25 protein-coding genes are annotated in these 21,424 nt (G+C 68.8%); 11 read left to right on the forward strand and 14 right to left on the reverse strand.

Features of this window, described 5'->3' with window-relative positions; all coding sequences use genetic code 11:
* On the forward strand, positions 1-750 hold a 750-nt coding region (locus ACIA77_RS47895; protein WP_395892877.1), incomplete at its 5' end, for a hypothetical protein.
* A gap of 66 nt (positions 751-816) precedes the next feature.
* Here the strand turns inward: ACIA77_RS47895 and ACIA77_RS47900 are convergent.
* From ACIA77_RS47900 to ACIA77_RS47935, 8 genes are read right to left on the reverse strand one after another with little or no spacing between them, the layout of a single operon-like run.
* The gene (locus ACIA77_RS47900; protein WP_395892878.1) at positions 817-1,494 is read right to left on the reverse strand and encodes a DUF4913 domain-containing protein; all 678 of its coding nucleotides are present in this window, start codon (positions 1,492-1,494) and stop codon (positions 817-819) included.
* On the reverse strand, positions 1,487-3,361 hold the full coding sequence (locus ACIA77_RS47905; RefSeq protein ID WP_395892879.1) for a type IV secretory system conjugative DNA transfer family protein: 1,875 nt from the start codon (positions 3,359-3,361) through the stop codon (positions 1,487-1,489). Before ACIA77_RS47905 ends, ACIA77_RS47900 begins: the two co-directional genes overlap by 8 nt.
* A gap of 36 nt (positions 3,362-3,397) precedes the next feature.
* Complete coding sequence (locus tag ACIA77_RS47910) at positions 3,398-4,972, reverse strand: hypothetical protein (protein ID WP_395892880.1); 1,575 nt, start codon at positions 4,970-4,972, stop codon at positions 3,398-3,400.
* Complete coding sequence (locus ACIA77_RS47915; protein ID WP_395892881.1) at positions 4,969-6,459, reverse strand: SCO6880 family protein; 1,491 nt, start codon at positions 6,457-6,459, stop codon at positions 4,969-4,971. Before ACIA77_RS47915 ends, ACIA77_RS47910 begins: the two co-directional genes overlap by 4 nt.
* Positions 6,460-6,462: 3 nt before the next feature.
* Complete coding sequence (locus ACIA77_RS47920) at positions 6,463-7,761, reverse strand: hypothetical protein (RefSeq protein ID WP_395892882.1); 1,299 nt, start codon at positions 7,759-7,761, stop codon at positions 6,463-6,465.
* A gap of 14 nt (positions 7,762-7,775) precedes the next feature.
* Entirely contained in the window at positions 7,776-8,435 is a 660-nt protein-coding gene (locus ACIA77_RS47925) for a hypothetical protein (protein WP_395892883.1), read from the reverse strand.
* 16 nt (positions 8,436-8,451) lie between these two features.
* On the reverse strand, positions 8,452-8,748 hold the full coding sequence (locus ACIA77_RS47930) for a hypothetical protein (protein WP_395892884.1): 297 nt from the start codon (positions 8,746-8,748) through the stop codon (positions 8,452-8,454).
* Positions 8,745-9,251, reverse strand: coding sequence for a hypothetical protein (locus ACIA77_RS47935; RefSeq protein WP_395892885.1), 507 nt, complete (start codon positions 9,249-9,251; stop codon positions 8,745-8,747). Before ACIA77_RS47935 ends, ACIA77_RS47930 begins: the two co-directional genes overlap by 4 nt.
* Positions 9,252-9,491: 240 nt before the next feature.
* Here ACIA77_RS47935 and ACIA77_RS47940 point away from each other — a divergent pair, with 240 nt between their 5' ends.
* From ACIA77_RS47940 to ACIA77_RS47960, 5 genes are all read left to right on the forward strand, one after another.
* Entirely contained in the window at positions 9,492-9,698 is a 207-nt protein-coding gene (locus ACIA77_RS47940) for a helix-turn-helix domain-containing protein (protein ID WP_395892886.1), read from the forward strand.
* Between the two features lie 11 nt (positions 9,699-9,709).
* Positions 9,710-10,222 carry a hypothetical protein gene (locus ACIA77_RS47945; protein WP_395892887.1) on the forward strand — a complete coding sequence of 171 codons (513 nt, stop codon included), beginning with the start codon at positions 9,710-9,712 and terminating at the stop codon, positions 10,220-10,222.
* Positions 10,223-10,233: 11 nt separating this feature from the next.
* The gene (locus tag ACIA77_RS47950) at positions 10,234-11,244 is read left to right on the forward strand and encodes an NlpC/P60 family protein (RefSeq protein ID WP_395892888.1); all 1,011 of its coding nucleotides are present in this window, start codon (positions 10,234-10,236) and stop codon (positions 11,242-11,244) included.
* Between the two features lie 37 nt (positions 11,245-11,281).
* On the forward strand, positions 11,282-11,479 hold the full coding sequence (locus ACIA77_RS47955) for a hypothetical protein (protein WP_395892889.1): 198 nt from the start codon (positions 11,282-11,284) through the stop codon (positions 11,477-11,479).
* 125 nt (positions 11,480-11,604) lie between these two features.
* Positions 11,605-11,802, forward strand: coding sequence for a hypothetical protein (locus ACIA77_RS47960; protein WP_395892890.1), 198 nt, complete (start codon positions 11,605-11,607; stop codon positions 11,800-11,802).
* 92 nt (positions 11,803-11,894) lie between these two features.
* Here the strand turns inward: ACIA77_RS47960 and ACIA77_RS47965 are convergent, their stop codons facing one another.
* Positions 11,895-12,392 carry an NUDIX domain-containing protein gene (locus ACIA77_RS47965; RefSeq protein WP_395892891.1) on the reverse strand — a complete coding sequence of 166 codons (498 nt, stop codon included), beginning with the start codon at positions 12,390-12,392 and terminating at the stop codon, positions 11,895-11,897.
* 8 nt (positions 12,393-12,400) lie between these two features.
* On the reverse strand, positions 12,401-14,047 hold the full coding sequence (locus ACIA77_RS47970) for a hypothetical protein (protein ID WP_395892892.1): 1,647 nt from the start codon (positions 14,045-14,047) through the stop codon (positions 12,401-12,403).
* Between the two features lie 213 nt (positions 14,048-14,260).
* On the opposite strand from ACIA77_RS47970, the gene ACIA77_RS47975 reads away from it, so the two are divergent.
* Positions 14,261-15,772: a peptide deformylase gene (locus tag ACIA77_RS47975; protein WP_395892893.1), complete on the forward strand. Its 1,512-nt coding sequence runs from the start codon at positions 14,261-14,263 to the stop codon at positions 15,770-15,772.
* Between the two features lie 53 nt (positions 15,773-15,825).
* Here the strand turns inward: ACIA77_RS47975 and ACIA77_RS47980 are convergent, their stop codons facing one another.
* Both ACIA77_RS47980 and ACIA77_RS47985 read right to left on the reverse strand, forming a co-directional pair.
* Positions 15,826-16,326 carry a hypothetical protein gene (locus ACIA77_RS47980; protein WP_395892894.1) on the reverse strand — a complete coding sequence of 167 codons (501 nt, stop codon included), beginning with the start codon at positions 16,324-16,326 and terminating at the stop codon, positions 15,826-15,828.
* Positions 16,327-16,422: 96 nt separating this feature from the next.
* Positions 16,423-17,070: a hypothetical protein gene (locus ACIA77_RS47985; RefSeq protein ID WP_395892895.1), complete on the reverse strand. Its 648-nt coding sequence runs from the start codon at positions 17,068-17,070 to the stop codon at positions 16,423-16,425.
* A gap of 361 nt (positions 17,071-17,431) precedes the next feature.
* On the opposite strand from ACIA77_RS47985, the gene ACIA77_RS47990 reads away from it, so the two are divergent.
* The 4 genes from ACIA77_RS47990 (at position 17,432) to ACIA77_RS48005 (ending at position 19,620) form a co-directional block, all read left to right on the forward strand.
* A complete protein-coding gene (locus ACIA77_RS47990; protein ID WP_395892896.1) occupies positions 17,432-18,172 on the forward strand; it encodes a hypothetical protein in 741 nt (246 codons plus the stop codon).
* A gap of 260 nt (positions 18,173-18,432) precedes the next feature.
* On the forward strand, positions 18,433-18,936 hold the full coding sequence (locus ACIA77_RS47995) for a hypothetical protein (protein ID WP_395892897.1): 504 nt from the start codon (positions 18,433-18,435) through the stop codon (positions 18,934-18,936).
* The gene (locus ACIA77_RS48000; RefSeq protein WP_395892898.1) at positions 18,936-19,169 is read left to right on the forward strand and encodes a hypothetical protein; all 234 of its coding nucleotides are present in this window, start codon (positions 18,936-18,938) and stop codon (positions 19,167-19,169) included. Before ACIA77_RS47995 ends, ACIA77_RS48000 begins: the two co-directional genes overlap by 1 nt.
* Positions 19,170-19,431: 262 nt before the next feature.
* Positions 19,432-19,620: a hypothetical protein gene (locus ACIA77_RS48005; protein ID WP_395892899.1), complete on the forward strand. Its 189-nt coding sequence runs from the start codon at positions 19,432-19,434 to the stop codon at positions 19,618-19,620.
* 88 nt (positions 19,621-19,708) lie between these two features.
* Here ACIA77_RS48005 and ACIA77_RS48010 read toward each other — a convergent pair whose 3' ends face one another.
* Together ACIA77_RS48010 and ACIA77_RS48015 are read right to left on the reverse strand one after the other, a co-directional pair.
* Positions 19,709-20,956 (reverse strand): hypothetical protein, encoded by a 1,248-nt coding sequence (locus ACIA77_RS48010; protein ID WP_395892900.1) that lies wholly within the window; start codon positions 20,954-20,956, stop codon positions 19,709-19,711.
* Positions 20,957-21,130: 174 nt separating this feature from the next.
* Positions 21,131-21,412: a hypothetical protein gene (locus ACIA77_RS48015; RefSeq protein WP_395892901.1), complete on the reverse strand. Its 282-nt coding sequence runs from the start codon at positions 21,410-21,412 to the stop codon at positions 21,131-21,133.
* Between the last annotated feature and the right edge of the window lie 12 nt (positions 21,413-21,424).

The following is a 21,424-nucleotide window of genomic DNA, read 5'->3' on the forward strand; positions in this document are numbered from 1 at the left end:
ACGACCGGTGGGCTGACGCCGGACCAGATGGCGCGCACACTCGAATCGGTCTTCGGCGACCGTGCTACGAGGGCTGGAGCGGCACTCGAGGACTTCGGCATGTTGCAGCCGGCGCTCATCCAGAACGTGCCGGACGAGGTTTCCGTTCACCCGGAGGTGACGCTGATCCGTGACCGGGCGGGACTTCGTGAGTGGGCCGCCGACATCACGGAAGGGTGGGACGGGCAGGACGATCGGGTCGACGCCGCGCTGCGGGCGATGCGCGACGAGCTGGCCGAGACGCCCCAGACCGGGCCGGCGCCGAGCGAGACGCCCCGGACCGTGGTGCCGGCACCGGGTGAGCCCGGATGGGTTCCGCGCAGCCGCAGTGAGGTTCGCGGGGTCGACGACGTGGTGCGGTTCGTCGACCAGCTCGACGTCGACAGCCCGTGGGACCAGGTCGCCGCCCGGGGCCTGTACGGGCAGTACGGGGACGCTGTCGACGAACGTCTCCGCGCCCGGTTCACCAAGCTGAACTTCGTCGACCCGTACGAGATGAAGAAGGCCGCCGACGCAGACGGCCAGGCGGCCGAGTTCGAGAGCGAGGCCACGGTGGAGCCCACCGTGGTCGCACAGGAGGCCGACCTGACGCTGTCGGATGAGGCGCTCGGCGACGCCGACACCGCACGCCAGCGCGCGGTGCAGGCCACCCAGTGGCGTCAGCAGCAGGCCCGCCGAACCAGCAATCGTGGTCCTGTCCAACGGCGCTGACGAAGAGACAAGAGGAGGGCCGCACCGGCAATTCGGTGCGGCCCTCGTTGCGTGTGCAGGGTGAGGTCAGCTGGTCTGCTCAGGCGTGCCGGCCAGCTCGGGGCCCAGCGGCACGGTGGGTTCGACCCAGTAGTCCGGGAACGGGCACTGCTCGAGAAACTTCACGCCGACGGAGTGGCGCTTCTGGTCGCACTTGTGGAACGGGCCGTCCTGCGAGGTGAGCTCGCGCCACATCGGGTCGAAGTAGTCGCGCCAGTACGTCGCTTCGATCACGCCGCGGCCGGCCTTGGCGAGCGCGTCCCGCACTTCGCGCCACGCTTCGCCCATGGCGCGAAGCCGCGCGACGGCGGCCGGGTGCTCCCACCACTGGGCACACCAGCGGACCCCGTTCGACTCCGCCATCGGGCCTTCAGCGAGCCGTGGCTGCTGGATCAGCACGAACCGCTCAACCCACTCGTAGAGCTCGGTGCTGCTCATCGGTTTCCGGGGCGGCTTCTTCTTCCGCTCACCTTCGGCGTCGCCCTCGCCGCCCTCATCTAGGTCGAGGTTGTCGTCGGGTTCGACGTCGCCGGGGCCGAGGCTGGCGAAGCTTTCCATGTCGGATTCGAGCGCGTCGAGCGCTCGGGTCGCCATGGCGGCGGCCGAGTCCGCCCGCGAGGCCGTGGCGCTGGCCTCGGCAACCTGGCGGGTCAGGGCCTCGATCTGGCGCTCCAGCTCGGCGATCCGCGCGTTGTCCTCAGCCACGGCCAGCTCCCTGCTGCGAAGCCGCGCCCTGGCCACCCTGCAAGGCCGTGACCAGGGGGTTGTCCGGACCCAGGTGTTCCAGCGCAGCCCTGGTGATTTCCTGCGTCGCGTGAGCGGAGTTCGCGGTGATCTCCGCGGCTTCGGGTTCGCTGTACCAGGGGTGCAGCCGCAGCCACGCCGGACGGGCTTCCTGGGTGAGGAGCAGCGCGTGGGTTTTGGGCATGGCCGCGATCTCGTCAGGGCGCATGATCTGTTCCCAGTGCTCGCTGTAGCTTTCCGAACCGCCTCCGCGCGAAGACGTGATGGACGTGCGGCCCACCAGGTGCGGTCCGACCAGCCGAGACAAGTGCTCGGCGAAATCCGGGTCACGGATGCCGGCACCCACCAGCACCTGGTTCGCGGCGTTGAACACCGACTCGAACCCGGCGCGGCCGAAGGCCTCGCGGCCCTGCTCACGCGACTGCAGCACGGCCAGCAACAGCAGACCGATCGAGCCGGCGTAGGTGTAGAGCGCGGGCAGATCGATCCGCAGCACGTTCGCCGCCTCGTCCAGGGCGAGGGTCATCGGCGGATCAAGGCGCCCGCCCTGGGCGGTGGCGGCCTGCTGGGCGGCCGAGAGCAGCTGGTCGACCAGCAGCGTCATGATCGGCCGACCGGTGCTCTCGGACTCCTTGGACAGCAGGTACAGCGTGATCGGACCGCGCTGGCCCCGGTCCTTGCGGCCCGGCGGGCTGACCATGTCCCACACCCGCAGCTCCCGGATCGGCCCGGCCGGCTTCACGCCTACCCAGGTCTCGGGCGGGGTGACCCAGCGGATCATCTGCTCGGACTCGAACGACGAGAGCGCGCCGCGGACGTTGCCCTCAATGCTCTGGCGGGTTTCCGGCGCCAGACGCTGGTACGTCGCGCGCAGCTGTTCGGCAGCGTTGGCCGCGTCCGGGTACTGGTTGGGGTCCATCTCGTCGAGCAGATCGATCGGTTCGTCGCTGGCCGCCGCGGCCCACGAGCGCACATCGCGCATCGTGCGGCCCGAACCCGCCGCGGCGAGGATGAGCCGGGCCAGCAGGTCCCGGCCCGAAAGCCACCAGAACTTCGTCTCGTCGCTCATCCGGTTCGGATCGCCGACCTCACGCATGATCGCGGCCGAGACAATCCGGGCCTCATCGAGTCCGCGCACAACCGCGAATGGGTTGTACCACCAGTCCTGCGGGGCGTAGGCGACCTTGGCGACGTCCATCGCGAACACCTCCCCGACCGCGGCGCGCTGGCGATGGGTCAGGGCGTAGACGTCGGGTTTGTTCGACGTGGCAACGCAGTGGCCGACGGCGGAGAGGATGGCGGGCACGATCACCGCCGAGGTCTTGTTCGACCGCGGCCCGAAGATCGCCAGCAGCACGTCCTCGAGGCTGCGGTAGACGTCGGTGCCGCCGACGTCACCGAGGTACTGGGCGACCTCGCGCACGTCGATCGAGCGTTCCGTCGTCGGGTCCAGGCTCGGGCGCAGCCGCACGCCGGCCGCGCGGGCGGCGTCCTCGTTGAGCGCGGGAATGTTCTGTGCCGAGGCCATCCGGTCGCGGCCATCCCGGTTGCGGCGCGCGTTGACCGCGTTCGCGATCAGGCCGACCGCGACCGCCAGGGCGAGCATCAGCAGCACGAACACCAGCCAGAACAGCCACGTGGTGCCCTGTGGGCCGATGAACCCGGCCAAGCCGGCGTGCTTCATCGCCAGCAACGACCCGCCGAAGCCGGGGACGTGGAATCCGGTTCCCGCGGCCGCGGCCTGGGCCGCGAGCCACGCGGCGCACCAGGCGAAGGCCACGAACACCACGAGCCCGGCGACCAGCCAGATCGGGCCGAACTGCGTCATGGCCGGCCGACTGGCTCGGCGATCCTCGACCACTGCTCACTCCCCTCGCTTCGACCAGTTGGTTTCCGCCCACGCGGTGTCGGTGTCGTAGAGCTTGAGCTCTTCCGGGTGCAGGGTCATCGTGACCGGCAGACCGGTCCGTTCACCGGCCTTGACCAGCAGCCGGCCGCGGCCGGGGTGCTGCTGCCCGCGGTGATAGGTGCCCGAGGACTGCCACGTGGTCAGCTCGTGGATCTCGGCCTCGGACAGGTTCGTGGGCAACATCTCGGCCTCGGCCAGCGGCATCCCGCCATAGATGTGGACCTGGCAGCGGCTGGCGATGCCCTTGGCCTTCTTCCGATCCTGCTCAGTGGGCAACGCCTCGAGGTCGGACATCGAGTGCGTGAGGTACACGCTCGCGACGCCCTTCTGCCGGTTGAGCCGGGTCATGGCGTCGCTCTTTTCCACCAGGCCGTGCCCGGTGCGCAGGGCACGCCACATTTCGTCCTGGTTCCACAGGATGTTGCGGCGCTGCCCGCCGGCCTCGGCGCGCATCTTCTGGGTTTCGACCAGGCCACCGCCCCACGACCAGGCGCACAGCATGGCCGCGGCGACGACCTCGTCGGCTTCGTCGTCGAGCGCGGAGATGTCCAGCGAGATCGCCGGGCAGTCCGGGTCGGGCCGGTAGGACGAGGGCCCGTCGAACAGACCCCGCAGCGCACCGTCGGCGAGGTTCTCCAGCGCGGCGATCATGTTCCGGAACAGGTCCGCGTAACGTTCCCACGAGGACACCATCAGCCGTTCCAGCGTGGCGACGGAGGGGTTGCGCAGGCCGTGCAGGACCTGCGGGATGACCACCTCGCCGCCCTCGGCAGCGTCGGACAGTTCCCGCAGGGTGCAGGTCAGCAGCAGCGATTCGGTGGGCTCAGGCGGGCGGCGCATCACGATCGTGAGCAGCCCCTCCAGCACCGCGATCTGGCGCGCGTGGATCGTGTCGATCATCGCCTGCCGCTCCGGGCCCGCAGCCATCGAGCGGATCACGGCCTGCAGCGGGCCCGGGTCGAGCGGGTTGATCCGGTGGCGGCCGCGGCGGACTTCCAGCACCACTCCGTGCAGCGCGTGGACCAGCCGGGTGTACTCGCCCTTGAGGTCGGCCGGGTTGAAGAACTGCCAACCCATGCCGACCAGGCCCAGTGCGAGCCGCTTGGCGAAGGTGGACTTCCCGACCCCGGGCTGGGCCTGCACCCAGATGCCGGTGTTGGAGATCAGCCCGTCGATCAGCCAGTGCGCCGGGTGGAACCCGACCGGCTCGTGCGTGGTCATGTCGTAGCCGATCGGGACACCGCGCACGTCGACGCCCTGGCCACCGACGAACGGATACAGGCCCGCGAGCTGGGTAGTGGTGCCCTGCCAGCTCGCGCCGGTGCCAACATGCTGGGCGCGGCCGCCGCCCGGCTCGGCCCAGCCCCGCACCGGCGGGACCGGCATCTTCTTCAGCTCGGCGATCGGGTCCACGCCCTGCGTGCGCTTGGCGTCGAGCAGCTCACCCATCGACCGCGCGTACTGCTGCTCGTGCTCGGCCATGGCTTCCTCGGCCGAGCGCGACGGGCGACGCCTGCTCAGGAGCTTCACCGCGTGCCCCGTCCCCGCCGCGACAGCTCCGGCGGGTACACACCCGCCCCGAGCGTCGCGGCGAAACCGGCGGCCTGCCAACCCCAGCAGCGCCGCAGCCGCAGCTTCGAGCCCCGCGCGCGGCTCTCGACGTCGGAGACCGCCTCCGGCAGCCGACGCGGATCGGTGACCGTGGTGGTCACATAGCAGCCCCACAGGCCCACACCAGCGCCGTGGGCCTGCTCGACCGCGGCCTGGCGGGCGCGCTGCTCGTCGGCGCGGTCGGCTTCGCTCTCGTTCATCTGCCGGCGGCGGCGCAGTTCCTTGCGGAACCCGGACCCATCGGCTTCCTTCTGCACGACCTCACCGGCGCGGTCAGCGGGAATCGCCTGGTAGGTGATGGTTACGCGGCGGTGGTAGCGACCAGGCACCATCAGCGGCGCCAGCACCGAGGAGGCGACGTTCTGCTGCGGCAGCGCCGACAGGCCGTAGCTGACCGACCAGCCCGAATCGTGCTGCAAGTAGTCGTTGGCTTCGTGCATCTTCACCGGCCCCGCATCCGCCCACGCCAGCAGCTCTTGGCGCTCCGAGAGCCGGGAGAGCTCCGCACGCGAATCCGGGTCGAAGGCCGAGCGCAGCAGGTGGGTCCACTCCCACACCTGCAGGCGGCCCAGCACCGACACCCCGGTGAGGCCCAGCTGCTGCTCGATCCCGACCAGCACCCGCGCGACCTCGGCGACCGCTTCGGCGGTGTCGGCCGGCGGCTGGGTGGCCTGGTACGGGTCGAAGGTGATCGACACGCGGGTGTAGACGTCGGCGGTCGTGCCGCGGTGGGCCGCGGCGATCTCGCGCAGGATCCGCTGAGCGGTGTGCGGCGAGGACGGGTCGATGTTCTGCTCGACGTAGTCGACCATCTCGGTGCCGTGCGCCGGGGTGGTCTCGACCGTGATCGCGACCCACATCACCGTCGGCTGGTAGCCCAAGCTGGCCAGCCACTCGGCGAACTGCCCCACCCACAGGTCGGTGCGGCCCGCGTCCGAGAGCACCGTGCCGACCGGCGCGACGCGCAGCGCGATGGTCAGGCGCCCGGTCCGGCGGTCGACGAGGACACCGAACGGGCGGCCCAGACCGTCCTCCGCCGAAATCGGCATCACCGGCGCCAGCACGCCCGGCAGCTCATGCCGGCGGGGCGAGTCGGTGAGGACACCGGATTCCCACTGGTCATAGCCCCGCGAGCGAGCCCGCCACGACTGGAACAGCACCACGACGACACCTCCGAGCGACACCCCGTAGCGGGGAGCCGGAACGAGGGCGGTGACCAGGAACAACGCCACCGCCAGCGCCACCACACCCAGCGCCGCGAACGGCAGCACACGCGAGGAGGCGAGGATGAAAGTCACGAGCAAGGCCGCGAAGGCGCCCAGCACAGCGAGGGTCTGCCGCTCGTTGAGCTTGCCCAACCCGTAGCCGCGGGCGGGGCGCCAGCCGCCGTACAACCGATCCGACATTGCCTAACTCCCCTGCTGGCCCGAGCCCGGATCGCCGGGTCCCTGCGTCATCTGCTGCGCGGTGGTGTTCACCGCGGACTTCGTGGTCTGCACCGCACCGGACGCGGCCGCCGCGATCGGCCCTGCCGCACCGCCACCACCGGCGGCCGCGGCGGGCCCGCCCGAGGATCCGACCGGCTGAGCCGCCTGCTGCGGCCCGGTTCCGCCGCCTTGCCCGCCCTGCGGGGCGCCGGCCATCGCCATCTGCGGCTTCGGCTGGCTCGCGCCGGTGTCCTGCTGGTTCGATCCCGGGCCGTCCGGCGAGGTGTTGCTCGCACCCGGCCGCAGCGGGTCGGTGCCGTTGTTCGCCGGGGCGATCCGCATCGAGCTCGAGGAGCTGCCACCGCCACCCGAGCCCGGGCCGTTGGCGGACATGAACTGCATCATCCCCATGCCGGCCGTCCCGGCCGCGGCCATCGCGCCCATCCCGCCGCCACCGCCACCGGCCGTGGTGAACCGCTGCCCACCCCAGTCGAAGAACTTCATCATCGCCGGGAGCGCCACAATGGACAGCGCCATCGTGCAGGCCCCGCCCAACAGAGCCGTGATGTCCTGCGCCTTGGACACGAACCCGAACCCGACGACGTAGATCGCAGCGGCCACAGGCTGGTAGAGCAACAGCGCCAGCGACCACGATGCGATCTTCTTCATCCACGGGCGCGTGCTGTCGGTCAGCTGCCCCGACGCGGCCACCGGGATCAGCGCCAACAGCACCGCCACCCCAGCCAACCGCGCAATGCCGAAGATCCACTGAGCGGTGGCCAGGCCCAGGAACACCAGCCCCATGAAGAAGGCGATGCCCAACGTCCCCGCGGTCGAGTTCGCGTTCCCGGTGGTCACCTGGTCGCTGAGGACCTGGCCAAGCTTCTTCGAGAACTCGTCGATCGAGTTCCCCAGCACCGTGTGCGCCAACTCAACCCCGGCCTGGTAGATCGAGACCGCCACTGTGGCTCCCAGCGTGGTCCACCCGGCATACGCCCACAGTCCCACCCCGATATTGATCATCGGGTTCGCTTTCCGCTGCACCATGACCTGGATGCCCTGCCAGATGATCGAGAGCATCAGGATCAGCGCGACCACCGGCATGAACAACGTCCGGACCTGGCCGATCCCCGGCGAGGTCAGCAGCGAAGACTGGTCTGCCTGGGTCCACCACGTCAAAGCCTTGGCGATCAGGCTGACCGCACCTTCGCAAATCGAGCTAACAATTTTCGCGAAACCGCTCTGGACCGCCTCGCCAACATGGCAGCTGACGTCGATCAAGCCACAATCAGGCATTACTGAACCTCCCCCAGAGATTGGTAGCCCGCCGTCGACTGAATGATCCGGGCTTTCGGCAGAGGAAGGGTGACCTTCCAATCACCCTGATTCCACTGCAGTGTGTAGGTCAGTGCGCCGAACCCGCCCAGCTCCGAAGCCTGCTTCGTGCGCGCAGCCAGATCCACCGTGACCAGCCCAGACTCGGGACTACCCGCCGAGATCCGCCAAAACCATTCCTGCGGAATGGCGTCGCCAGGAGTGGCGTCAGAAGACTGCGTCTGCAGCTGGCTGAGGGTTTCCTGGTAATCGCCGACGGTTTGCCGCTGGAGCGTCGGCGTGTAAACAGCTTCACCTGCAGCCGATGCCAGTCGGGCGCCGAGGTTGACGGACGCAATTACGGCGCCCATCGCGTTTTGCGTGAAGCCCGACGCGAGGCCGTAGCCCTGCTGGTGCGGCCCGTAGCAGGGCGAGGTGGGCACAGGCGTGCCATCGGGGGCATGGTCCCAGCGCAGGCCGCAGTCGTTGGCGGGTTGGGTTGCCGGCGCCGAGGACGCCACAGGGGGCACCACGGGGGCAGGTTGTGCCTGGTCAGGGTTGCTCTGGCCGACGAGGAACGCGACGACTCCCACGACGACGAGCAACATCACGACCGCCGGGATCCACCACCGTGCACGCATGCGTAAACACCCTCTCCTAGCTGATGACCCAGCCGACAAGGCTGCTGGCGCCCATGATCAAAGCGACGCCGACCACGATCCAGGGGACCGACATCGCGCCGTCGACGGCGATTCGGTTCGAGTGCCGGCGGCCGCCGGCCATCATGATCCCGGCGACGACCATCGCCGCGACCGCCACGACCAGGCCGCCCCACTTGAGCACGCCGATGAGGAAGGTCCCGACCTCGCCGAACTTGCCCTTCGGCGTGATCGGATCAGAGTCCGGCGGGTCGATGGCCAGGAACGTGTCGACCAGGTAGTGCAGGTGACTCATGAGTACTGCCCTTCAGGGGTGGTGAGGTTGACGAACCGTCCGAATGGCCCGGACGGAGGCTGAGTGGGTGCCGGCCGCTGAATGCGCGCGACTTCCTCGGCGGCCGCCCACGAGGAACGCAACGCGGCCAGGACTTCCGCGCGAACCGCGGCCATCTTCTTCGGCAGTTCCCCTCGTCCCGGCTGTTCGGGGAGCTTCACCCAGTCCGCGAAGAACGGGACGTGCACGACGTCGTGCACGTGTGCGGTCGCCGAGCGGATCTTCGCCCTCGACAACGAGGGGATTGGCCCCGGGACGGTGTGCATGACTACGAGCAGCGGCCGGCCGACGATGAAGCTCAGCGCGCGAGGCAGCTGCTTGTCGTTGGCCGAGGCGTGCACGGAGGTCACCAACACGTCGCAGTACCTCTGCTGCGGGGTCAGGTGAATCGTCTGCGCCGGTATCGCGCCGGCCAGTAGACGGGTGAGCGTTCGTGCGCCCACTCCGCCGACCACGCCGGTCACCCACACCGGCCGCGATTGCTGAGGCTGTGTCACAGCCCGCCTCCCTTCCAAGTCCCACGCCCGGAGCCGACGTCAGTCGGCATGCTCGGGCTCACACATCGCAGCATAGCACAATTTAGCACTTCTAAAGTCATCTCAAGACTTTTTAGGATTTCCTGGTACTATCCGTCGCATGACGTCACCGATGCAGGTAGTTGGCCTGCGCACGGGGAGGGCTTGAGGTGAGCTATGTTCACTGCGGTGAGCGCGAACAAGGACGAGTCGGGCAGCGAGCTGCCACGCACCCTGGACACCAGCCAGGTGGCCGAGCTACTGAGGATCAGTCCGGTGCATGTGACCCGCTTGGCGCGGGCCGGCAAGCTCCCCGGGACGAAGGTCACCGGGCAATGGCTGTTTCTCGAGTCCGAAATGCTCAAGCTCCTGAAAGGCGAACACCCCTCCGACTAACTGCCGCGCTCGTGGCGCTTGGCAGCGTCGCCCTCGTATCCGGGTGCGGTGCCTCCTCTCCGTCTGCACCGGATCACTCTCTCAGCGTAACCTCAGGGCCCGACACTCCAAGGTCGACTTCGACAAACTCGCTGGTCAACGCTAGTCCGCAGGACGTCTGCAGCGATCTTGGCATCGCCTCGGTTGCGGGAGACACCAGTGTCGACTACGGCCCCGCCGACGCACGGCGCCGCGCCGCGCAGCAGTACGGCACGCCGGCCCTGCAGCAGCAGTGGGCCGGGTCCGGGCAGGACCAGCAATGGGACGCGCTCAAGGCCGCGCACGCCCGCATCAACGCCACGGCCACGCCGGTCGGTGACGACCTCCCGCCCGCGCAGAACGGCCAGGCGTCCGCCGCCGCGACGATCACCCCGACCGCGACCCTGCCGAACGGCCAGCACCAGCCGATGACCACGTTCGTCATCTACTGCGGGCTGCAGCAGGTCAACGGCGCGTGGCGGGTCACCACGGTCAACCTGGCCTGAGGGGGAACGCCATGCGCAAGGCCGTCATCCTGGCCGGCTCGAGCTTCGCGGTGATCATCCTGGTCTTCGGCGCGATCCTGGGGACCGTCACCGACTCGGCCGCCCAGCAGATCAACGTCGGCGCGCCCGTCGAGCTCAACCCCGACGGCCTGCCGCCCTGGGCACCGGACCTGCTCAACAGGTACGGCACGACCTGTCCCGAGGTCACCCCACCGGTGCTGGCCGCGCAGATCGAGGCCGAGAGCGGCTGGAACCCGAACGCCGTCAGCCCCGTCGGGGCCCAAGGCCTCACCCAGTTCATGCCCGGCACGTGGGCCACCTACGGCACCGACGGCGACGGTGACGGCAAAGCCGACCCATTCAACCCCGCCGACGCCGTGGCCAGCCAGTCCCGCTACATGTGCCAGCTGGTCGCGCAGGTCAAGGCCGCCAACATCAACGGCGACGTCCTCGACAACGCCCTGGCCTCCTACAACGCTGGGTTCGGGTCCGTGAAGATCGCCAACGGCATCCCGCCCTTCCCCGAAACCCAGAACTACGTCGCCCGCATCCGCAGCCTCATCGGCAAATACTCCAAGAACGGCAACCAGATCGGTGGGGCGGCAAGTGGCGATGCCGCCGCGGTGCTCGCCGCCGCGAGCAAATGGGTCGGCACCCCCTACGCCTGGGGCGGCGGCACCCTCAATGGCCCCTCCGGAGGCATGCCCCCCGACGTCGGCGTCATCGGATTCGACTGCTCCAGCCTGGCCCGCTACGCCTTCTACCAAGGCACCGGTGGCAAGATCACGCTTCCGCGCACCTCCGCCGCCCAGTACGCCGCCACCATCAGCCGGCCCGTGCCGAAAGACCAGCTGGTCCCTGGCGACCTCATGTTCTGGGGCAGCTCCCCCGGCACCATCCACCACATCGCGATCTACATCGGCAACGGCCAGATGATCGAAGCGCCCCAGTCCGGCCAGACCGTGCACATCACCGGGGTCCGGCTCACCGGCGACTTCCTCGGCGCCACCCGAGTCCTCTGACCAGCCGAAACGCACCACCTACAGGAGGGCGCACTACATGACGAGCTACGCGCTTAGCGTCACGTTCGGTCTGCTCGGCGCCGTCACGACCGGCGCCGCGACGGTGACCATGGCCTTCGCCGGCCGCAACAGCAGTCATCCTCGCCGGCCACGATGGGTTCCCTGGGGCTTTGGCGGTCTGCTCGGCGGAGTTTTCATCGTCATTGCTTTGGTAGTAGCGGTGCCTACTTCGTGACGTCGAGCCGATTCGTCTGACCAGGGAAACCGACCTTCTGGGAGGGACCGCGGAATGCAATTTCGGCCACCAGTATCGAGTGAAGATTCTCTACCTGTCACCACCAACCTGAGGAAGGCTGTCCTGTGACCGCCTACACGGTCAACCTCGTACTGCAGACCGCCTGTGCCGTCGGCCTCTTGGTCGGCATGGTGGCCGTCATGAAGACCACGCCCGTATGCACCGGCTTTGGCGCGCGTGGTCCGCGATGGCCCTGGTTGGTCATCTGGATATCCTTCCTCCCCGGCGCCGCGGGTCTGGTCGTAATGCTGGTTTCTCGGTGATCAAAGAACAGCGAAACTCCTCAGGCCGGCTCGGCGCCGCCGGCCTCGATGCCACCCGAGTCCTCTGACCAGACCAAACCCATTCGTGGCCGCTACGCGGGAATCGGAGTGAAGCCGAACTCGCGCAGGACCTGCCCGTTCTGCGCGTCGTTCCACGCCTGCCCGATGAACTCGAGGGCGTCGGCGGGCAGCTCCTCCGGGTCGGCCCAGAACAGCTCGGTGCACTTGTGCGGCTCGCGGATCTGCGGTGTGCCTTCCCACGACCGGGCGGTGAAGAAAATGTCCACCCGCGGTTCCTGCGAGTTGCGGAACATCGTCCCGCCCGGCCGCAGGCCGTCCGGATCCAGCTGGATGCCGAGTTCCTCGGCGACTTCGCGCACCGCACACGCGGTCGGGGTCTCTCCCAGATCGACGTGGCCGGCCGGAAGCCCCAGCTGCCCGTCCGCGTAGCCGGACCCGGCTCGTCGCATCAGCAGCACTTTCTCTTCCATCAGGTCGCCTCCGCGATCGACTTCCTGGACGAGGAAGACGTGCACGGCGAGGGGATAGCGGTCGTGCTTGGTGTCGAACACGTACTGTGGGGCGGCCATGGGTCTCCTCAGCTGGCGGTGGCGAGGGCTTGCGGCTGGACGGAGCGTGATCCGTCGACGTACACGGTAATGCCCTTGCAGCCCAGCTCGAACGCGGTGGCGTACGTGTCGTACACGTCGATCGAACGCGCCGAGGCGGGCAGGTTCACCGTCTTGGAAACGGCCTCGTCCACGCAGGTCTGCACCGCGGCCGCCATCGCCAGATGTCCGGCCGGGTTGATCTGGGTTGCGGTCGCGAGCACCGCGCGCAACCGCTCGGGCAGCGTCGAATCGACCGGCAGCCGGCCGTGGACGGCGACGAAGCCAAGCACATCAGTCCGGCCCGCGGCCTTGAGCACAGCCACGACATCGGCACGCCGGCGGCCGACGACGTCGTCGGAGAGCCGAAACAGCGGCTCGATCCCCGTCGACGCACGCACGACCGGCGCGGACCGCCCAGTCGGCGGCACAGCGATCGTGGAGGAGTTGCGCAGCAGCCCCGTCGTGGCGATCTCGTCGGCGAGGGCAGCCCAGTCGCCGCGGGTCACGCTGTCCACCTCGAGGGCGGCGAAACGACGCAAAAACGCGGGGTCGGCGTAACGGGAGCGGCCACCGAACACGGCCGGGCAGCCGCCGCGGGTGCGGGCGAGGTCGACGGAGGCGCGCTTGGAGGTGTAGTTGACCAGCGCCAACACCTCCTGCGCCAGCCGCCGGCCCTCAACGCTGTCGTAGGGCAGCCCGGCCGCGAGCAGCAGGTCGGCCAGGCCGCACACACCGACACCGATCTTCCGTTTGGTACCCATGACCTGCGCCGACACTGGCGACGGGTAATGAGCCAAGCTCGCCTCGATCGCGTCGTCCAGCGCCCGAACCAGCGTGCGGGTCGAATCGGCCAAAGCCCCGAGGTCAACCGGGACGGTGGCATCGCCGGTGTAGAAACGACCGAGGTTGAGGTACCCGAACTGGCAGGTTTCCCCGGCGACCAGGCCGACCTCCGCACACGGCGCGGTCGAGACGTACTCACCGACCTCAGGCGTAGGGTTGGACTCGTTCAGCCGGTCGGCGAACAGCAATCCTGGATCGGCACAGGCGTGCGCGGCTTCCGCCGCGGCGATGAGCAGGTCCCGCTCCCGACCCGGGGAGCCCAGCGCGGCGCGCATCTGTGCGTCGGTGACGTGCAGCGAGATGTTGAACTTCCAGGCCTCGCCGCGGGCATCCGCGCCGAGCTTGCAGGCGATGAACTCCTCGGCGGCCGGGTGATCCATGGACAGGACGGCCATGTTCCCGACCGGTCGTTCCTCACTGCCGGACGCGGCGCCGGCGACGGCGATGTCGTTGAGGTAGCGCAGCACCCGGACCGGGTCGTCGAGTTCGTCGAGGTTGAACCCGGTGCCCATCCCGGCCCGGTGGTAGCCGTCCACCACGGTTTTGACCTGGGCGAGGTCGCCGCGCAGGTCCACCGGCGGCACCGCGCACGCGGCCAGCGGCCGATCGCTGTGCCGTCCGGCGTTGGTCATGATCGGGGTGGAGAACACGATCCATTCGTTGTCCAGGGCCCAGCCGAGCCGTTCACCGAACGCGGCCGCGCCGGCCGGATCGAAACGGGCGTCCGCGCCCTCGATTGTGGCGACGATGCGGGTCACCATGTCCTGCGCGGTCTCGTGCTCGGAGATCATCCGGCCGGACCGCAGGTAGGCCTCCAGCCGCGGACTGGTGGGGAATGTCGAGCGGTACACGGTGTTTCCTCGTCTCCCTGAGGTTGATCGGATGGCGCCGCATCTGGCGCCGGGAGATCGAGAACACCGCGGCTCGGGGGTGGGCAACTAGGCTGAGGGCCAACTCACGGTGCATTCACGCACACTCACGGTCCCCAAACGGTGGAGGCGGCGATGACGACGGGCACGACCAGCACCGGAGGGCCGGAGGCCGAGGTGAACGTGTTCGCCGTCGAGCTCGAGCGCTGGCGCGATGTGCGGGGGTTCTCCCGCGCTGCGCTGGCCAAAGCGATGGGCTACGACCGCTCCTACGTGTCCAAGGTGCTCTCCGGCGCTGAACGCCCCTCAGAGGCTTTCGCCGGGCACGCCGAGGCTGCGCTGCGTGCCGGCGGGGCACTGCGCACCGCGTTCCGCGACTTCGAAGCCCGTCGTCCGGCCAAAAGCCGGCCCTCAGCACCGCCGGCGGCCGACCCGACAGCGGCCGGGATCGGGAGCCTGGTGGTCGATCACGACGACGCGACTTTGCGCTACGACGACGGGGTCTACCGGCTCACTCAGCGCCGCCACCTGGTCAACCAGGGCTCCGAGCCAATCACCCGTTACCTGATCCGCATCTCAGTCGACCGGTTCCCCGGCGACCCGGAACGGTCGAACCAGCTCTACTCCGAGAATCCGCTCGCCTGGGACGAGATCGACCTGCACGCCTGGCACGGCCAAGGCCGAGCCAACCCGATGGACTGGACCGCCCACCACGACCGCGACGCCTTCAAAGAGGTCTGGCTGCTCTTCGCCGGTGAGCACGGGCATTTTCCCTTGTACCCCGGGGAATCCTGCTGGATCGAGTATGAGTACACCGTGAGCGAAGTGCATTGGGGCAACTGGTTCCAGCGCGCCGTGCGGCTGCCGACCCGGACGTTGTCGGTGTGCCTCGACTTCCCAGCTGACCTATCGGCCGCGGTATGGGGACTGCACACCTCGATGACCGCGCAGGCCATGCCATTCGCCACCGCCATCGCCCGCGACGACACCGGTGACCGGCACATCTTCTCCTGGTCGTGCGAGGACCCGCCGCTGCATGCGCGCTACCGGCTCGAATGGGACTTCCGGGGCCGCGCCACCGCCGTCGACGGGCCGCCGCCCGCGCCGAGCGAGGTGATGGCCTCCCTCGGCATCGTGCAGGCCACCGATCCCGCGCTGCGCCGCGTTGCTCGCCGCTTCGATCTGCCGGCCGAGGCCGAGGACGCCCGCCGCGTAGTGACCGCGCTGAACTCGGCCGCCGAGCGCGTCGCCCAGGCCCACACGTTCGGCAAGGGCATGGGGATCGCCGCACCGCAGATCGGGATCGACCGGGCCGCGGCGATCGTCCGGACTCCGGACGGCGAGGCAATCACCCTGTTCAACCCCACCATCATCGAGTCCGCCGGCGAGATCGACGAGCAGTACGAGGGCTGCCTTTCCTTCTTCGACGTCCGCGGCCAGGTCCCGCGCTCACACGTGATCCACGTCGAGCACACCACCATCGACGGCCACACGAAGATCACCGTGTTTGAGCGCGGCGTCGCCCGCCTGATCGCCCACGAGGTCGACCACCTGCATGGCACCCTCTACGTCGACCAGATGCGGATCGGGGTCGAGCCGATCCCCGTCGAGCAGTACCGCGGTACCGGAACCACATGGAAATACTGATGGCCCGCGCGGTGATGCCGGCGAGTGCTTGGCGCAGCTCGGGCGCCACGGGGTCAGCCGCGATCGATTTCGTCCAGCCGTACGGCGAGGTCCGTTGGATCGCCGACGAGGACCTTGGCGTCGCCCAGGAACAGCTCGCCGGTGTCGCGCAGGTTCTGGTGCTCGGTCGCGGCAACCAGCCGCTCGCGGGCTTTCGGATCGGTGTCGGCGCCGGCGTCGCGGACGATCCGCGCGGCATGCTCAGCCAGCTCGATCGCGATCAGCTCGGCCTCGATCTTGCGCTGCGAACCACCATGGGCGACTCGCTCGCCGTGCTTGCGTCGCGCTTCGGTCGCGACGGCAAGCAGGCGGTCCGGGTCTCCCCCGACGTGTACGAGCAGGTCCCGGGCGTAGGAGTCGACCAGCCGTTCCCGCCGGTCGAGCACCCGTTCCTCGCCGCGGCCGCCGACAACCATCTCTCGCGGGCCCGGTCCGTGGTCGTAGAGCCGCAGGTTCAGCGCGGACATCCACGCATGCAAGTGATCACCGGATAGCGGCTGCTCGGATGAGGGCACGCCCACCACCGTAGCCCGGGCCCACACCGGCCGCCGGGGAGGACACTGGGCCGCCGCTCAGGGCGCATGCTCCGGCTGCTAGCCCCTGTCACGGGCCTAGGCCGCGGACCGGATCTGGTCGATCAGTTCGTCGAGCTCGTGCTCGGACGGGACGTCGATCCCGGTCCGGCTGATCGAGCGAAGCAGCTGCCAGCTGCGCCACCACGCACGTGGCGTGCGCGTCGAGGTGGTGTGCTGCGTGAGCGCGGGGACGGCCGAGCTGTCGGTGCTGAACGGGGCGAGCGCCAAGACCCGATGCGTCACCATCGGCTGCTGGTCATCGAGGTGGAACCGCTCGCCCACCACGATGGCGGCCGGGTCCCGGCGCTCGACCGCGTCGGCCAGCTCATCCCGGTCGAACCGCGCGAACCCCATCGGCCACTCGGTCGCGGGCAGGATCACCACGTTCGCCTCGCGGGCGATCAGCAGACGGTCCTCGCCATGCTCGGCGAGGAATTGCCGTAGCAGCCGGTACTTCTCGACCATGCCGGCCGTCATGCGCCGCTCGGTGCGCAGCTGTATCCGGAAGATGGTCCACCCCATGGTCACGGCCACCACGCACGCGACGAGGAGCACCGCACCGAACCAGTTGAACTCCCGGACCAGCAACAGCACCTCCTCGGCACCACCCACGCTGATCCCGACCACGGGAATCGCCGCGAGCAGCAACCGCGTCCTCCGCGTGGACCGCACCCTCAAAACCATCACCGCACACCCTCCGACCTGCATCGACACGGTCAAGGTCGCCGCAGCCCCGATTTGCGTTACTGCGAGTCGGCGCGGCGGGCCCAGCTGCGCTGTCCGATGACATTGGTGACACGACGACCGGGCTTCGGGGGTAGTTCGTCGGTGTTGCCGACGAGCCAGTGCAGGAACGCGACGAGGTGTGCATTCAGGTTCGAGTCGACCGCGCCGGACACCGGCGGCGGGCAAGCCCGCGGTGGCCTCGCTGATCGCGGTTGCGCCAATTGGCTGGAGTCCCCCTTTATCCCGGGTGCTGCCGAAGGCTCTTGTCGGGGGCGGATGGGACGCTGGCGGAGCCGATCACGGAAGGGATTCCCGACTGATGACCTACCAGCCTGAGCGAGAATTGAACCTGACCTATGACCCGCAGCGGGGATGGTTCAATTTCGTGCTCTACAGCGAAACACCGACGCTGTGGGGATCTGCGCTCAACGCCACCCAGCAACTGCGCGAGTCCAGCCTGTACGCGCAGGAATGGATTGGCCGGTTGCAGGACACCGAGCCGACCCCGCTTCACATGACCCTGGTCTCCAACAACGAGGCCCCGCGACTGTGGAATCCCTGCGTCTTCGACGACCCCGAGTCGCCGTCGGCGGTCGCCGGCGACGGCTGCCTGTGCCTGAAGACCTTCTACGATCCGCTCACTTGGATGCCGGTGGTGAAACAGCACTACCGCACGGTCAGTGGGAACATCGAGAACTGGACGTACTGGACATTCTCCCCGTTGTCGCTGCCCGAGGGCCAGGTGCTGGAGCGGTTGATCATCGATCAGGACGCCGGCGTCATGTGGCTGCGCAACGACCGCGGTGAGCTGCACTTCCTGCCCGAGAAGACCGGCGAGGGCTACAGCGTCGGCTACGGCGGCGGTGGGCCCGGGAAGTTCGCCGCGATGATCGAGAAGATCGTGGCCTCCGACGGTCACGACGTCACCCCGGACACGAGCCAGGTGACCGCGAATCGTCATCTGAACAACTGGACGTCCTCGCCCGTGTCGGACCGGACACGGGAGTTGTCCCTGGCGCAGCTGCGGACCCTGCGGACGACGGGGACCGCACCAGCCTGATCCCGCTGCTCGACGACGATCACCGAGGGCCCGTAACGAGGATCGCAACGTCTTCCTGAGCCGCTCCGGTGTGAGGCAGTGTATAACGCACTGTACGGCTGGGCGGTTTGCCGTTCTCGTTACCACGTCTCGCCTGGTCAAAGACCAGAGAACGGGCAGAGACCTAGCCGCTCAGTGCCAGGCGAGCCGTCCTGGGTGGCCGCCGCGCGCCGTGCTGCGATGTGGCGAATTGTGTCGGTCCCGCTCGGTACCGTAACCATGTGACTACCGACAGCCAAGACAGCGACGTTGAAGTGGCGCCGCGCCGGGCCGGGACGATGTGGTCGGCCGAGGACACGCATTGCCTGATCGACGGCCTGCACAACGGTGTCCCACTCGACACGCTGGCAGCCATGTTGCAGCGGCGGGAAAGCGCACTTCAGGCCCGGTGCAAGCAGATGCTGCTGCCCGAGCTGCAGGCGGTGGTCCGGCGCCGCGACGCCGACGTGGTTGTCCGTGAGCAGCTCGCGACCGACCCGGATTTCGACGCCGAAGCGAACCTGGACCGCAACACCGGCCGCAGGTGGAACCTCGAACGCGATCAGATCCTGCGCGAGGGCTGGGAACAGCACCGTCCGCTGGGTGAGCTGGTCGAAGTCCTCTTAGCCTCCGAGATCGACATCGCGGCCGGCTTGTGCGGCTCGGGCTCGCGGTCGACAGCCTGGCTGTGGTCGAGCGGCTGGGCTGCACGCCAGATGGACCACTGGACCTGCGCTGCCGGATGATGCGCGACCGCGCCGCCGCCAGCATCTGGGTGCTGATCGTCGACGGTCTGCCCGACGGCCGCCACGTCTCCCTGCACGCCTCCCGCGACGACGCCCGAGACCAGTTCACCGCACTCAAGCCGGCCGACATCCCCAGCGAGGACATCACCGCCACCGTTGCCGAACGAGCGCTCGGATCACCCCGCGGAGCCATAGAAAATCTGTCCCACACCCCGGATGACCAGCGGAAATAAACCGCCTTCACCAGCGCGGGAACATCACTCGCACGGCCGTCGTTGAACACGGGCCGGCCTCATCCCCTGTCTGTGGAGGAAAGCCATCACCGAGCCCTACGTTCCGGACCTGAAGACGCTGCGCGAGACGATCGACCAGGACACGAAACTACTGGCTTCCCTACCCAAGAACTCCGACACCTACCGGCGGCTGCAAGCCCGCATCACCGAGCGGACCACCCAACTGCTCGACCACGAAGACACCCTCGAACGCCGCCGGCGGTTGGCCGCCGCCACGGCGCAAGAGCATTCCCGCCGCGACAGCGAAAGCGGCGCGGTCGGCTTTGGCGTGGCACTCCTCGCGATCGGCGTCTTGGCCATCGTGATCGGCTGGGGCACCTGGTGGATCGCAGCGGGAATCGTCGCGATCTTCATCGCCGTCTGCGCGTTCTCCGCGGCCAAGGACATCTGACCCCGTCCAGACCGAAAACCACTGGTCAAGCTCGGACATGACGAGGCCCCCACGTCGCTCGACGTGGGGGCCTCGCTGGTGTTTTCGGCTACTGAGCGCGGCTCAGCATTGGCACGACCGGAACCGTCTCGTCCGACTTGGCGACGACGAACTTCGCGTTGCCCGTGGCGATCTTTTTCATGAGGTCACGCACGTCAAGCGCAAGCGGCTTGTTCAGCCCCAGCTTGGACGCGAGCTGGCTGCCTGCCGGCACCCCGCCGCCGTCCTCGACGATCGACGGCGTGAGCAGCCCCGCGGACATGCCCTCGAACCCGCGCAGCGCGTGCGGCAGCAGTGGAAGCGTCCGCTCGTCGAGCACTACCTCTTCCCTGCTGTCCCGCTCGGCCCGCAGCTCACGAGCGTCCGCGTCGGCCGATTCCAGCGCCGCAGCCAGGTCACTGAGCTGGCCCTGCAGCGCCTCCTCACGCAGCCGCTGCGCCTCCTCACGCAGCCGCTGCGCCTCGATCTCGCCGCGGGCAGCCTCCAGGTCCCGGATCATCGTCTCGTGCGTCTCCAGGTCATCGGCGAGCTTCAGCAGCGTCTCCGACAGCTGGGTGGTGATGTGGTTGTACGCCCAGACCAGCATCCCCACCATGACCGGCGCGATTGCCGACTTCGCCGCCAGCAGCAGTTCCCCGTGGGCCAGGTGCGATCCGGTGTTCAACGCGAGCGACGCGCCGAGGATGGTCGCCTCCTGCAGATACCGCGACCACTTCCAGCCCTTGACCAGCTCACCCCGCTTGCTCATCCCGGCCCGCGCCGTCGTCGCCGAGGTCAACATGAGCAGCACCAGGGTCACGCCCAGAGCTGCGTCGAGGGCGTAGCTGATCCAGAACAGCGGGTCGCCGAAGTCGTTGGCGGGTACCAGCTGCTGCTGAACGTTGACCCCGCTCCAGACCAGCAGCGCCACAATCCCACCGATGATCGCGCGCTTGCCCGTGACCAGCAGTTTCGCCGTTTCCGCCAGCTGCGCCGACTTGCTCGTCAGCTGCTCGGCGGTGTCCCCGGCACGCTGCTTCCAGCGCAGGATCTCGGCCTCTTCGTTCCGCCGGCGATCCTCCTCAGCCGCGGCCTTCTCTGCCAGCGACCGCCGCCGGCGCGCTTCGGTCTCACGTGCCTCGATCGCCGCTTCGCCCTCGCGGACCTCCTGGTCCAGCTCGAGCGCACGCTGACGCTTCGCGGCGGCGATCTTCGCGTCGATCTCGTCGTCGCCCAGCGCCTCGAACAGCGCGTTGCTCGTGCCGAGCGTCTGCACTCGCTGCTCGGCCGCCGCGACACGCTCGGCCAGCGACACCACCGGCCGTTCCGGCTGCTGAGGCGCCCGTCGCGCGCCGAACCAACGGCGGCCGCCCGTCTGCGGGTTTCCGCTGGTAGCCAAGGGCCTATCATCAGTCACGGACATGTTGAACCCCTTCTTCTGTCCACCCGCTCCGGGTCCGGTGTGCCTGCACCGACCCGGGGCACTTTTCGTTTACTCGGACTTCCGTGCCCTGGCGGGCACGAGCTTGTAGATCCACGTCGACGTCACGTCCCACGCGTTGACCAGCTGTTCTGTCGTCACGCCCGCCGCCCGCGACTCGACGATGGCCCGCGGAGTTTCCCTCCGCACGATCCCGTCGATCAGCTTGCTCAGCCGGCGCATCCGCGCGATCGCCTCCCAGGATTGTTCCCCCGGCGCCGGCGTCGCCAGCGCGGCGATCTGCGCCTGCTCGTCGCGGTCGGCGACGTCGCCGCCTGCTGCCGTCGTGGTCATGCAACCTCCATC

The organism is Amycolatopsis sp. NPDC051903, assembly GCF_044452505.1.
In the GTDB taxonomy this organism is placed as follows: domain Bacteria; phylum Actinomycetota; class Actinomycetes; order Mycobacteriales; family Pseudonocardiaceae; genus Amycolatopsis.